Source organism: Microcystis sp. M53602_WE12 (assembly GCF_030065455.1).
GTDB classification, from domain to species: domain Bacteria; phylum Cyanobacteriota; class Cyanobacteriia; order Cyanobacteriales; family Microcystaceae; genus Microcystis; species Microcystis aeruginosa.
Genome location: NZ_JASJFB010000863.1, coordinates 1 through 13,452 on the forward strand (window position 1 = coordinate 1; position 13,452 = coordinate 13,452).

Below are 13,452 nucleotides of genomic sequence, written 5' to 3' on the forward strand. Positions count from 1 at the left end.
ACTCGATTGTCTATCTTTTGGTATTAACCTGTTGATGCCTTAAGTCCTTCCCTATATGGATTTCAGCTACTTTTGAGCGTAGTTGCTCTCATCGAATTTTATTTTAAGTTAATTATTTGCATAACAATTCCCGAAGAGCCTGTTAAGTGCAGTTACGGAAATTCGTCCTGTTGATCTTCAAATTGCTCAAGATGAAGTAATGACAGCTAAGGCTAATGTAGAACGCGCTCAGGCGGAATTAGAATTATCCTATGTGCGTGCGCCCCATGCAGGAATAATTTTAAAAATTAATACTTTTCCTGGAGAATTAGTGAAAAATGAAGGGATTTTAGAATTGGGAAATATCCAAAAAATGTATGTGACAGCAGAAGTGTATGAAACCGATATTAGTCGAGTTAAATTAGGTCAATCTGTAACGATAAAAACCGATAAAATGCTCGGAGATTTAGAGGGAACTGTGGAAGAAATAGGTTGGAAAGTGGGACGACAAGATGTTTTAGGAACCGATCCTGTTGTCGATACAGATGCTAGAGTCGTCGAGGTAAAAATTAGCTTAGATCATCGCTCTAGTGCTAAAGTTAATCGGTTAACTAACTTAAAGATTAATGTGATCATTCATCCTAACTAAATAACTCATTCAGAAGATGAATATTCCTACTGCTTGGTTACAATTAGCTCATAAAAGAACTCGTTTAATTGTTGCACTATCTGGTATTATTTTTTCCACTGTGATTATTTTTATGCAGTTGGGAATTCGAGATGCTTTATTTGAGAGTGCTGTTCATTTACATAATAGTTTAGAAGGTGATGCTTTCCTGATTAGTCCTCGTTCTACATCCTTAATTGCCATGGAAAGTTTTAGTGAGCGAAGACTATTACAAGTCTTATCCTTTAATGAAGTGGAATTAGTCAGTCCAATCTATGTAGGCTATGCTCAATGGAAAAATCCCGATACAAAAAACTATTGGCGTAATATTTTTGTCATTGGAATTGACTTAAGATATCAAGCATTTAAGGCAGTGGGAATCAAAGAAAATTGGCAAAAATTAAAGATAAAATATACCACCTTATTTGACCAAAATTCTCGTAGAGAGTTTGGAAATATTGCTGAAGATTTCCAGAAGGGTAAAACTATTATTACTGAGGTGGGAAATTCTGGTAATAATCGAAAAATAGAAGTGGTTGGTCTCTTTGAATTAGGTACATCTTTTGGTTCAGATGGTAACTTATTAATGAGCTACCCTAACTTTTTAAGAATATTTCAGAATCGTTCATCTCGGTTCATTGATATTGGCTTAATTAAGTTTCAACCAGATATTGATCGGCAATCCTTACTCAAAAAGTTAAAGAAATATTTGCCGAAAGATGTCAAAATATTAAGCAAGCAAGAGTTTATTAACTTTGAAAAAAATTATTGGGCAACCAGTACAGCTATTGGTTTTATTTTTAATTTGGGGGTATTTTTAGGATTAGTGGTCGGGATTGTGGTTGTTTATCAAATTCTTTATACCAATGTTGCAGAACACTTAGCAGAATATGCAACTCTAAAAGCAATGGGATATCACAATCGTTATCTTCTGTGGCTCGTCTTTCAGCAAGCTCTGATTATTGCAGTATTAGGTTATATTCCTGGCTTTTTATTAGGGATGATTCAGTATTATTTTACCCAAAAATACACCTTACTTCCCATTGAAATGACCCCTACTAGAGCAATATTCGTCTTTGGCTTAACCTTGCTCATGTCCTTGATTGCTGGAGCCACGGCTATTAATAAGCTCCAATATGCCGATCCTGCCGATATTTTTTAGAGTATGTTTGAAAAGGTTTACGGGTAGTGTGGTCATCTAGGCAAGCCGCCTCAACAGGAGTCGGCTCATGCTGGGATAAATGAAAGCGGCGGAAGTTTCGGGTTAAGCTCATTTAAACCACTAATTGGCTATAACCAGTCTAGGAGAGTCATTTTTTATCGGTTATTTTTATCTCACATTCCTCGGGTTATCTTTTAGATCGGGATGTGATAGTTTTCTAAAGCTAATTTCAGTTGAGCAGGAATTGGAGTGGGTCTGGTTTCACTATCCTCTCGTCGCATACAGGCCGTCTGTTGTTCCCCTTTTGCCACTAATTCTTCCCCTTCATCAGTCACTCGCCAATATTCAAATAACATGGTAATTCGGTTTTGTTTAATCTCTCCTAAACGCATCCGAATAATAACATGATCAAAGGCAAATAATTCGGACAGATACTCACAGGATACTCGAACCGTTACTAAGGCTAATCCTTGGCATAATTCTGTGATAATATCTGGGGCATTATCTTTGAGAAACATTTCTCGACAACGACCTTGCCATTGCACATAATTGGCATAATAAACATTACCGACTAAATTGGTTTCTTGAAAACTGACAATGTGATGATATTCGTAGGCTTTCATCATGATTATTTAGCGATTTTTCGAGATTAACAACGGTTTTAAAAGAACGCTATTGACAATTGACCAATTTTGTCAGCTGCTTGTCCTCTTATTTGGTCGATTGTTGCTTAACAACTGCGATGGCAAATTCTACTCAAATATGTCTAAACCGCGCTCTGGGTAGGCAACCCATATAAAGTTCATTTTGTCAAGGATTGTTAAGATGCGCTTACCCTGAGGGGCATAAAGTAGGAATTTTAAGATGATCATAGGTTATCCTGATAATGGTAAACTAAACACAAGTTTTTTATTTTCTGATTATACCTCATGAATCAACCGTTAACTCGTTTTTCTCAAGAATGGTGGTCTGCCTATCAAACGACATGGAACGAACAAGAAAACTTAGGTAAAAAGTTCACTAAATTGGGAAAAGTAATTCTTTGGTTTAGTGATCATCAGGGGGTTTCTGTTTGTTCAGAATGGGATGATCAGGGTCAGATTGTTAGTTTAGAACTGATTGAAGAAATGGATGAATCTTTACCGATTTTTTCAGCAACTAGAGAAAATTGGGAACGATTTGTTAATCAAGAAATTGGTGCAGTTAAAGCGGTAATGACAGGGTTAATTGATTATCGAGGATCGATGACGATTATTGTTAAATATGGTCGTCACTTTGATTGTCTAGCAGAAGTAGCTCAAAAAGTCAATTAGTTATTTTACCTCCTAATTTCTCAGTAGTGCATTAAATCCTTCTTGTTGAAAATGGCGATCAAAAGTTAAAACATCGGAGATATTTTGTTGTCTCATAATCAACATCGAAGCACAATCTGTTAAGCTATAGCTTTTATCTCGTCTTTGGCGATAAAATAGCAATGCTTCGGTAAATAACTGAGAGGTTTGAGGGATAATTTCTACTGATGAGTCTTGGTGTAATTTATCTACAATATCTAGGGCAGCATCCCTTAAATACCCACCCCTTCCAGATAAGGCATTGAGTAATTCAGTTAACACCATTTCGCTAGTAACAGATAGAAATATATCTAATTCGTCGGTAATAGCTACAGAAGATTGATGTAAACTATCACGAGTGTCAACCAGTGCTTGAAGATAAGCAGTATCTAAAAAAATCTTTCTCATTCGTCTTCGTAATCCTCGTCTCTGGGTGCGCCATACATATAATGTTCAAAATTGCGAGCAAAATCTTTAGGTAATTTGTTCCACTCTTCAATGGGAACTTTTTCACCAATTTCCACAATGGCTTTCCAAAAGGGTTTGTGGTTAGCGGTTTCTAAGGAAGAAGTATCACTATTTTCGCAGGGGATAGGAGTAGGGTTAGAATTGTCCATTGTTTTTGAAAGATTAGGATATTATTTATTATATAGCAATTAGGTGGGAAAGGCATGGCTGAGGTGACAGCTAATTACGACAAAACATGGAAAGAAGCGATTAGCACTTATTTGGCAGAGTTCTTAAACTTCTTTTATCCCAATATTTATCAAGAAATTGACTGGAATCAAACCCCTATTTCCCTTGATAAAGAATTAGAACAAATTACGGCAGCTGCGGAAACTGAGCAACGCTATGCTGATAAATTATTGAAAGTTTGGTTATTAGATAATCAGGAAATCTGGCTTTTAATTCATATTGAAGTCCAAAGTCAATATGATCTAAAATTCCCTCAACGAATGTTTATTTATAATTATCGAGCCTTTGATTTGTACCATAAACCTGTTATTAGTTTAGCTATTTTAGGGGATGAAAGTAGGTCTTGGCGACCTAATTTTTATCAATATGGGTTAGGGGGAAGTCAAGTGAAAGTCGATTTTTTAATGGTCAAATTATTGGATTATCAATGGGAAGACTTAGAACAAAGTGAGAATATTTGGGCTATAATAGTCATGGCACACCTAAAAACTAAGGCTACGACTAATAATCTCAGGGAGCGTGAACAATGGAAGTGGAACTTAGTCAGAGGTTTATATCAAAGGGGATTAACCAAGTTTGAGATTATCAATCTAGGGAAATTCATTGATAAAATGATGACCTTACCCCCGCAACTTCAACTTAACTTTAAAACAAAACTCAGTCAATACGAGGAGGAAAACAAAATGCCTTTTTTAAGCACCATAGAAGAAATGGCTCTCGAAGAAGGAGCTAAATTAACTAGCCAAAAGTATATTATTTTAGCTTTACAAAGTCGTTTTGGGGAGATTCCTAATTCCCTGATTGAAACGATTAACCAAATTGAGGATGTGTCTGTCTTAGAGAGTCTTTTTGTTCCCAGTATTACTATTAATTCATTGGAGGAATTTCAACATTTAGTTAATGACTCTTTATCTTAATTAATACGAGGAGGAGAGCAATCATGCCTTTTTTAAGCACCATAGAAGAAATGGCTCTCGAAGAAGGAGCTAAATTAACTAACCAAAAACATATCATTTTGGCTTTACAAAGTCGTTTTGGGGAGATTCCTAATTCCCTGATTGAAACGATTAACCAAATTGAGGATGTGTCTGTCTTAGAGGGTCTTTTTGTCCCCAGTATTACTATTAATTCATTGGGGGAATTTCAACAGCTAGTTAATGACTCTTTATCATAATATGAGAAGGAGAGCAATCATGCTTTTTTTAAGAACTAGAGACAACTTTTCAGCACAATTAACTAGAAGAATAGGGTAAATACTCATTTACCCCCATTTTCCTAATACTTTCTTTAACTTTGGCTAAAATTTAAACTAATCTCCCCTCATTCATAGGTGGAAAACGATGATAATACATGGCAATCATCATGGGAATTAGAACCATTAAGTTATAGAAAAGATGCAGTTCTAACCGAGGAAACCAAATTTGTCCAATACTAATAGGAACGCGAGAATCCCATAAGTTTTGACCAATAATTGCCTGTCCTAAGAGTAAAGCGTGTTCAAAATGATGATAGAATTGTAATCCTAAAGCCAAATCCCACCAAAGACGAGCTTTTCCATGAAAAGAAGGACGAAAAATGGCTAACCCTAATAACATAAAAAGAGCGTGTCCATAGTGTAGCCATTCCGAGCGCATTAACCAAGGTTTCCAGAGTCCTAATAACCCTAAACATTCTGGTCTCGGCCATCCTAAACCCCACAATTGATAAGCTTGAATAATATGTTCTGAGATGTGGGCAATAGTCACTATCATAAAGATTTGCATCCCCAATTTATGCCAGCGTCCATTCATCGCATAAACGAAAGAACGGATGATATTTGAAATCAGTTGAATAGGGTTTCTTTGGTTGGGAATTTGTCGAACTGTAGTCATGATTTGGTTCTCCTGTGGTTTAAAAAAGGGTAAAACTGGATAAGTTTTATCAGAAAACCTTTGCTGGTTCTGTCTGAAGTAAGTTCGATTTTTCTGGAACTGTTTGGACAAATATTGCCAAGATGAAAGCTGTCTTGATTTCTCGGAAAGAAACAGGTAAAGTGATGATTAAATCCTTTCCTGAAGATAACCACAAAATAGGGGATAAAGGGGTTAATTGTTGAGAGAAAGACGATAAAGTTAACGGGATATCGAGACTCAAACCCGCTTTCTTAATACTTTCTTTAGCAGACCAAATGCGAGTCGCTGCCATATTAAAATCCTCATGATTCTCTTGACTAATTACCTCCGCTAAATTAAAGGAATTTTCCCCCAATAAATCGCGCCACATCTGCACATCACGGGGGATAATCGGTTCCAGATCGCATCCTGACGCACCCTTAAGCACAAGGGTTAAATCTTCGGCATGAGACACCGAAACCGTCTCGTTATCGCTTAATTCGGGCTTGCCATCCCCCCGACGCTGAATTACACTAGGGGATGAGGTTAACATCCCTAAACTGCGATCGCTTCTGACTCGTCTTTCTACCGTTGCATCCCGATCGAGAATTAAAGTTAAATCGACATTAGGCATCATCTCCTTGATCTTTCGTTCTAAATAACAGGGTAAAAGGGCTGGAATCCAGGGATCTTGAGGATTTCTGTGTTTAATCACCTTTAATTCCAATCCTTGCCACACTTCTAAGAGATTGCCATCGTTATTGAATACCTCAAGATCATAGACAAAGGTATCTCCTTGATGCAGTCTTTCTTTGGCTGAAACAAACTGATTTTCGCCTAAATTGACAGAATATACCGTTAAGCGTTCTATGCCAGTGGGTAAAATAGTGGCATGGGGAACACAAGCTTGTAAAGCATGGATAACGGCATCTCTTGCCCCTGCATCGCCTAAAATCAGGGATTGAGGTAAATAACGACTAAACCAAGCAGTTTTTTGCTCAATGTTAATTTCTGCAATACATTCGGTTGCTTTGAGATGAGAATAACCCTTAATTCGTTGAAATCTTGCTTTATGGAACAATAAATGACCATATAAGTCCTTATCTGGGTTAATTTGAGGGTTATTTTTTCCTTCTTTAAGGGGGACAGGGGGAATCAATGGACGACAGTCTGGCACCCCCACAGAAGAATGGCTGATGATGGCTTCAAAATGATCGATACTAAACCCTGTATTGGCACAGCGAATAACGGCCTTAACCTTTCCAGAATCGGTGATTAAGGTAGCAATTTGTATCTTTAAGGGTTGATCGGCAGAAACCACGATCGGACGGTTAAATTTAACCGATTCAAACCTTAATCCTCCAGTTTCCCCCTTGTTAAGGGGGACGGAAGGGGGATCTTGGTTTTCCCCCTTGTTAAGGGTTTGATCCTCCTTCCTTGCTAAGGTGGGGAGTAATGCAGTGGCCACCTGCGCGATCGCTTCTAACCCCAGGACACCGGGGAAAATGTATTCTCCTTGATAAACATGATCTTGTAAATAAGGATCATTGTCTAAGGATAATTCTGCTTCAGTAATCAGTTCAATTCCCGTGTAATGAACTTTCTTTGTCTCTAAAAAGCGTAAAAAAGATAATTCTTGCGGTTTTAAGCTTAAAGTCGGCGGTTCACCAAAACGCCCGGCGATGATGACAGAGGCAGTGGTTAGGGATTGATTTAAAAGTAAATGTAAGTATTTAATGCCAATATCGGGAGAAATAGGGGTAATACCTTCATTTCTTAGCTTTTCAACTGTTCCTAAACGTTCTCCCATGCCAATACCGGACCAAACCGACCATTCTAGGTTTAAACAGCGACAATTAGGGTATTTTCGACTAAATTCCCCTACAATATTCCCTAACCATTCATTGGCTAACCCATAGTCTGCTTCTCCTTTCAATCCAGTCTCGGCAATAATTGAACCGAAGGTGATTAAATAGTTGAGAGAATCGGGGTTAATTTCCGTTAAGATATGTTGCAAACCCTTGACTTTTGGAGCTAAAGTTGCTATGAAATCTTCTGGTTCGAGATGTTGAATTAATTTCGGTGTATTAACCCCTGCACCGTGTAAAATTCCCGTAATTTCTCCTAAATTTTTCTTAATTTCGGCGATAGTTTGCTGAACTGACTCAGCATCACTGACATCACAAGAATAATAATGGACTTGGATGTTTGCAGACTTCATTCTTGCTAAATTTTCGGCTAATTCTCGGTTATCTTCAGGTTGAGAACGTCCTAAAATCGCTAAGGTGGCTTTATTTTCTTTAGCTAAGGATAAGGCACATTCTGAGGCAATACCTCTCCCTCCTCCCGTCACCAAAAGAAGCTCCTTGATTTTGCTTTTATTTGACCTTTTTAGGGCTTTTTTCTGCTTAGGGTTATCGGTATCTTTTTCTAACCCTAACAAGTTTAATTGACGAACAAACCGTTTTCCGTTTTCATCATAATAAACTTCTGTATAGCTATCGGTTGCAGTGATTTCTGAGAGAATGATATTAACTGCATTGGGATGATGAAAAGGAATATCAATCACACAGGTGGGAATTTGACGATTTTCTAGATAAAAAGTTCTCGCAAAGGACGCATATCCTCCTCCTTGTTGAATCAAAATCAAGGGTTTTTTCTCTTTTATAGATAATTTTGCTCCTTTTAAAAGCAAACCAATTTCTGATTCATCAGGATAGGGTTTTAAACAAATAATGATCCCTTTTTCCTGCTCATGCTTTAAGGTGGGTTGTAAAACAGATAAGTTAGGTAATAAAGGATGATCAGCATGGGCGATAATATGCCAATTTCCCGCTTTTTCTCGATTTATTTGCTTTTTATCTGATTTAATTAACGGTTTTTCGATTAATTCAACCGTAAACGCACGCAGCCAATTATCAACACCCATCGGGATTGATTCTTGAGGAATTTGGGAATTATTTTTGCCTAATTCTTCTAAAGCTGCTGCTAGATCCTGAATAGTTGCATTGGCATAATCTGTCGGTGAATGGGGAGGAGATAAGTCTAACTGACGCGCTGCTTCGATCACTAATTGACTGACACTGATAGAATTAAGGTGCAGATCCGCCAACAAGCGATGATGATTTTCAATGGTTTCTAGGGGTAATTCTGTTTTTTGTGCCACCAATTGACGAATAACTTCAATTTTTGAGGTTTGAGGTTTCAGGTTTGAGGTATTAGGTTTGAGGTTTTGGCTATGATTAGGTAATAAAAGATCAATATTCTCTACTTTTGCCTGTTGACTTTTGCCCTTTGCCTTGATCTCACATGGATTGCCAATAAAATGGGGTTGATAGTCTAAATTAAAGGGACGACTAAATCTATCTTCAAATAACCCTTGATAGTTAACCTTGACACCATTAACAAACATTACTGCAACCGTTTTCAATAACCCTTGTAAAGACTCACTACTGCTATCGAGAGAAATTACGGGAATATCCGTTATATCTGCCACTAAACGGCTTAATATTGAACCAGAACCCACTTCAATGAATAAATCAACCTCTTTCTCTGCTGACTTGACTGCATCGATGAAGCGCACCGGTGAGATCATTTGTTCTAATAAAAGCGAGCGCCAGTCGGTATTTAATGGCAATTTTTCGCCCGTTACGGTAGAAATAACCGTTTTTTCCAGGGAATTTAAGGGATAAGTTTGTAAATAATCTTCTAAGGGTTGCACGGCCGGGGCCACTAGGGGAGAATGGAAAGCGTGGGAGACAGGCAAATAAACGGTTTTAATGCCTTGATTTTGGGCTTTTTCAACAACATCTTTAATCCCTAAGGCCTCTCCTGAGATTATTGTCTGATAGGGTGAATTTAATCCCGCAATCTCAACGATACGTCCATTTAATAAACTTTTAACCGTTTCTGCATCGGCGTTAATGCTGGCCATTCTACCTGTTGGGTGGCCCAGTTGTGCCATTGCTTGACCGCGAATTTTAGCTAGATTAATTAATTGAGTCTTATCATAGGCATTTGCCCAAAATAAAGCGCATAATTCCCCTAAACTGTGTCCTATGGCTAAATCTGCTTTAATATTTAAGTTTTCTAGGAGTTGTAACCCCCCTAGGCAAGCCGTAACGATCGCCGGTTGAGCAATATTCGTCACCGTGTTATCCTTACCCTTGGCTAACTGAGCCTTGTTATATAATTGTTTAATCACAGGAAAACGTCTTTCCCAGAGTCCCCCATGAAGATAAACTGGTGCGGATTGCCCCGGAAAGAGAAAACCTATTTTATTGATCTGTTTTTCGTGATTGGTAAAGATATTATCTAAATTTTGACCGGGGGGGATCAACGAGTGCAAGCCTTGCGCTCCTACAAGGTGATTGGTTAAGCTATCGGGGGAAGATGCAATAATGGCCAGACGATAGGGTAAATGAGGATTTACCTTTTTCGCTAATTCAACGGCAAGATCCGTCATTTCTGACTGGGATATGCGAGGAACAATATTTAATAACCGATTAACCTGTGCTTGTAAGTCTTCTTGACTATTTGCACTCAATAGGAATAACTCCGCATCTTGGGGAGAATGGATTAATTTTTGTTCCTGTGGCGTTAAAGTGTGACGACGAATCTGACTTAATCCCTCTATGATAATATGACTATTAATGCCCCCAAAACCCATGGCACTCACTCCTGCCCGTAAAGGTAAGGAATTTGGCCAGATTTGCCCCTCTTTTAATACCTGTAACCTTGCCTTGTCTTCGGTTAACCGAGCCTGAGGGCGATCGCATCCCGTCACTGGTGGTAAAATTTGACGATGAACCGCCATAGTCGCCTTAATTAACCCTGCTATCCCTGCCGCCGCCTTAGTATGGCCAATATTCGCTTTAATTGAACCAATAACGGCTTTATTTACCGTATCTGGATGAATACGAGATAAAACTTCTAATTCGGTTCCATCACCCACCGCCGTTCCCGTACCATGGCCTTCAAAATAAGCTATAGTATCCCCCGTAAATTCAGCCCGTTTATAGGCGCGATTTAAAGCAAATAACTGTCCTTCCACTTCTGGGCGAGTAATTCCCCCTTTGCCATCGGAAGAAATCCCCCAACCCTGAATAACAGCATAAATCCGTTTATTTTGGGCTAGGGCATCCCCATGACGCATTAACACCAGAAAACCGCATCCTTCCCCCGGAATAAACCCATTAGACCCTTGATCATACACTTTCATCTCCCCAGAGGCTAAGGCCCCCGTTTTGGCAAAACCCACCAACTCAAAAGGGTCCATACTAATATCCACACCCCCGACTAAAGCGATATCTAAATCTTCAGCGACTAAAGCCGAACAACCATTCGCTACTGCCAGTAAAGAGGAACTACAAGCCCCATCGACGATATATCCGCCCCCTTTTAAGTCAAAATAATTACAAATTCTCCCCGCTATCGTATTCGCGAGATTTCCCGCTAAAGACTCCTCTCCAATCGGTTCAAAGGGTTCTTTAAAGCGATTTTCTAATTCATTTAAGAAAATTTGCCGTTCTTTGTCCGATAATCCTTGTTTTAATAATTGTTCTTCTACCCTATGACGCACATAGGGCCAACGCAATCTTAGGGTATTAGCCCGCGATAACTCGCCTGTGAGAGTATTTCCCAGTAAAACCCCGGTTGTTTCTTTATTTAACCCCTTTCCGTCGGGAAATCCGGCATCATTCAACGCCTGAGACGCAATATCTAACGCTAACCAGTGGGCTAAATCAGCCGAACGAAAGGTACTCCCCACCACTTTATAAGCAATGCGATCGAATTCATAGCCCTCAATAACGGCAGCTTGAGTCGAATAAATGACATCAGGGGCGCTTTTATCGGGAGAATAGTAGTCACTTAACGATAATCGCTCTGAGGGAAAGCGACGAAATGCCCGACGCTGAGACAGGACATTTTCCCATAATTCCTGTGGAGAATCGGCATCAGGATAAAGACAAGCCATGCCAACAATAGCAATTTGAGGAGAAGCTTTCATAGTCAATGACCAGGAGAATGTTACTGTAGGGGCGTAAGGCTTACGCCCTTTTCATTTGTAGTTTGTAGCTAAAAGCTGTAGGGTGGGCTTTGCCCACAAAAACCGCATAATATATTGGTTAAGGAGTTGATAAAATGCCGGAAGCCTGTACTAGGGGTAATTTTGCTTTTAAGGGTTCAACCGCTAATATCAACCCTCTGAAACAACACACCAGTGTCAATCCGAAAAACATCCCAAAAACAACATGAAAGGACATCAAAATGCCATAAGCAACGGCTACAGATGCCCCGAAAATTATCTGCTCACGGGGGTTAATTGGTGTTGTTCCCGGATCCGTTACCATATAGAAAGTAAAGAGGACAAAAGCCACCCCTGTCATGGGTAATAGGGCGGGGATTAACGCTGTGTGAAAGATAGCACTTCTGAGGATTGCTTGTAAGATAAAAGCCCCTAACCATCCCGCAATTAAAGGCAATTTACGAGTAAAACGGGCATTTAAAAACGTTCCCGTACAAACAATTAAGACGGGTAAAATCCAATCTGCCCAACCGCTTAAATTCTCGGTAAACTGATAGGGGGGCGCGATGCCAATCCAAGGAAATAAGAGTAAGGTAACGCTAATACCAAAATTAGAAGGATTGAGAAAATGACGGGTTTTATCCGCCACTTTTAACCGAAAAATTGCTTTAGATCCGATAGCCACCGCTACTGCAAACATAATCGGAAATAAACGCTCATTAGCATAGAGTAACATAGCGATCGCTAATGAGGTAATATGGGCAGAAAGCAGAAAATCGACAAACTGACCGATACTTCCTAAATATCTAGGTTTAAAGCTATTTACCCCAGCATCAACGCTTTCTAATAATAATTCTACGCTGTAACCTGTTGCTAAAGCCACCAGAGGTTGCGCCCAAGATTGTTCAAATCCGAGGACAGTATGACCTAAAATATTGAGAAAGGTAATCGCTATGGCAAAGCGTCGTAATCCTGCTAAACGGTTAGGTTGATAGGAAACCGTAGAACGCTCTACTGAAGAGCTAAAATAGGGAAGATTAAATAATTGAGTGGTCGTCATGGTTATTGTTGAAGATGAGTTAAAGGAAATTATCTTTCCCAAAAGTGATTTACTGAGTGATGAACCCCCTATGGAAACAGAGTTACATCTGCGTCAATTGATGCTTTTGATCCAATCACTAGAGTTATTATGGAAAGACCGCCAAGATTTCTATGCTTTTGGTAATCTGACTATTTATTACAGCCCTAATCAACGAAAATCAGAATATTTTAGGGGTCCTGATTTTTTTGTGGTTTTGGGAGTAGCAAGAAAACCGCGTAAAAGTTGGGTAGTGTGGGAAGAAGAGGGGAAATATCCCCAGGTCATCATCGAGATTTTGTCTGATTCAACGGCAGAAACTGATAGAGGTTTAAAGAAAGAAATTTATCAGGAAACTTTCCGGACTCCTAATTATTTTTGGTTTGATCTCACCAGTTTAGAATTTAAGGGGTTTCAGTTGATGGCAGGAAAATACGAAGAAATTGCAGCGAATGAACAGGGCTGGTTATGGAGTCAACAGTTAGAATTATTTTTAGGGATTCATCGGAAATTTTGGGTCTGAAACCCCGCCGTTCTAGGTTGGCTTTACGTTAGAATTAAAAGGCCAGTCTCGAAAACCAAGTGGACGGCGCAGCACCTTGAAAACTCGGCTTAGGGGGTTCCGACCAGAAAAGCTTGG

12 protein-coding genes are annotated in these 13,452 nt (G+C 39.1%); 6 read left to right on the top strand and 6 right to left on the bottom strand.

The window, feature by feature from the left end:
- The first annotated feature begins 139 nt into the window (after positions 1 to 139).
- Together PX482_RS26250 and devC are read left to right on the top strand one after the other, a co-directional pair.
- Positions 140 to 628 (top strand): HlyD family efflux transporter periplasmic adaptor subunit, encoded by a 489-nt coding sequence (locus PX482_RS26250; RefSeq protein WP_288027733.1) that lies wholly within the window; start codon positions 140 to 142, stop codon positions 626 to 628.
- A 16-nt stretch (positions 629 to 644) separates the two neighbouring features.
- Entirely contained in the window at positions 645 to 1,808 is a 1,164-nt protein-coding gene (gene devC / locus PX482_RS26255) for an ABC transporter permease DevC (RefSeq protein WP_002762582.1), read from the top strand.
- A 194-nt stretch (positions 1,809 to 2,002) separates the two neighbouring features.
- On the opposite strand, the gene PX482_RS26260 is transcribed toward devC, so the two are convergent.
- Complete coding sequence (locus PX482_RS26260) at positions 2,003 to 2,434, bottom strand: acyl-CoA thioesterase (RefSeq protein ID WP_002762580.1); 432 nt, start codon at positions 2,432 to 2,434, stop codon at positions 2,003 to 2,005.
- 303 nt (positions 2,435 to 2,737) lie between these two features.
- Between PX482_RS26260 and PX482_RS26265 the strand changes: the two genes are divergently transcribed.
- The gene (locus PX482_RS26265) at positions 2,738 to 3,121 is read left to right on the top strand and encodes a hypothetical protein (protein ID WP_002762579.1); all 384 of its coding nucleotides are present in this window, start codon (positions 2,738 to 2,740) and stop codon (positions 3,119 to 3,121) included.
- A 12-nt stretch (positions 3,122 to 3,133) separates the two neighbouring features.
- On the opposite strand, the gene PX482_RS26270 is transcribed toward PX482_RS26265, so the two are convergent.
- Together PX482_RS26270 and PX482_RS26275 are read right to left on the bottom strand one after the other, a co-directional pair.
- Positions 3,134 to 3,547 carry a type II toxin-antitoxin system VapC family toxin gene (locus tag PX482_RS26270; protein WP_002762578.1) on the bottom strand — a complete coding sequence of 138 codons (414 nt, stop codon included), beginning with the start codon at positions 3,545 to 3,547 and terminating at the stop codon, positions 3,134 to 3,136.
- Positions 3,544 to 3,756: a hypothetical protein gene (locus tag PX482_RS26275; protein ID WP_002762577.1), complete on the bottom strand. Its 213-nt coding sequence runs from the start codon at positions 3,754 to 3,756 to the stop codon at positions 3,544 to 3,546. The genes PX482_RS26270 and PX482_RS26275 overlap by 4 nt, the downstream gene beginning before the upstream one ends.
- A 54-nt stretch (positions 3,757 to 3,810) precedes the next feature.
- Between PX482_RS26275 and PX482_RS26280 the strand changes: the two genes are divergently transcribed.
- Both PX482_RS26280 and PX482_RS26285 read left to right on the top strand, forming a co-directional pair.
- Positions 3,811 to 4,752, top strand: a complete 942-nt coding sequence (locus PX482_RS26280; protein WP_288027728.1) for an RpnC/YadD family protein — start codon at positions 3,811 to 3,813, stop codon at positions 4,750 to 4,752.
- A gap of 23 nt (positions 4,753 to 4,775) precedes the next feature.
- Positions 4,776 to 5,009 carry a hypothetical protein gene (locus PX482_RS26285; RefSeq protein ID WP_002762575.1) on the top strand — a complete coding sequence of 78 codons (234 nt, stop codon included), beginning with the start codon at positions 4,776 to 4,778 and terminating at the stop codon, positions 5,007 to 5,009.
- Positions 5,010 to 5,139: 130 nt separating this feature from the next.
- Here the strand turns inward: PX482_RS26285 and PX482_RS26290 are convergent, their stop codons facing one another.
- The 3 genes from PX482_RS26290 to PX482_RS26300 form a co-directional block, all read right to left on the bottom strand.
- Positions 5,140 to 5,706, bottom strand: a complete 567-nt coding sequence (locus PX482_RS26290) for a hypothetical protein (protein WP_002762574.1) — start codon at positions 5,704 to 5,706, stop codon at positions 5,140 to 5,142.
- Between the two features lie 49 nt (positions 5,707 to 5,755).
- A complete protein-coding gene (locus PX482_RS26295; protein WP_288096906.1) occupies positions 5,756 to 11,716 on the bottom strand; it encodes a type I polyketide synthase in 5,961 nt (1,986 codons plus the stop codon).
- Between the two features lie 118 nt (positions 11,717 to 11,834).
- Positions 11,835 to 12,794, bottom strand: coding sequence for an enediyne biosynthesis protein UnbU (locus PX482_RS26300; protein WP_287658811.1), 960 nt, complete (start codon positions 12,792 to 12,794; stop codon positions 11,835 to 11,837).
- Here PX482_RS26300 and PX482_RS26305 point away from each other — a divergent pair.
- The gene (locus PX482_RS26305) at positions 12,793 to 13,335 is read left to right on the top strand and encodes a Uma2 family endonuclease (RefSeq protein ID WP_012264720.1); all 543 of its coding nucleotides are present in this window, start codon (positions 12,793 to 12,795) and stop codon (positions 13,333 to 13,335) included. The genes PX482_RS26300 and PX482_RS26305 overlap by 2 nt on opposite strands.
- Positions 13,336 to 13,452 lie beyond the last annotated feature (117 nt).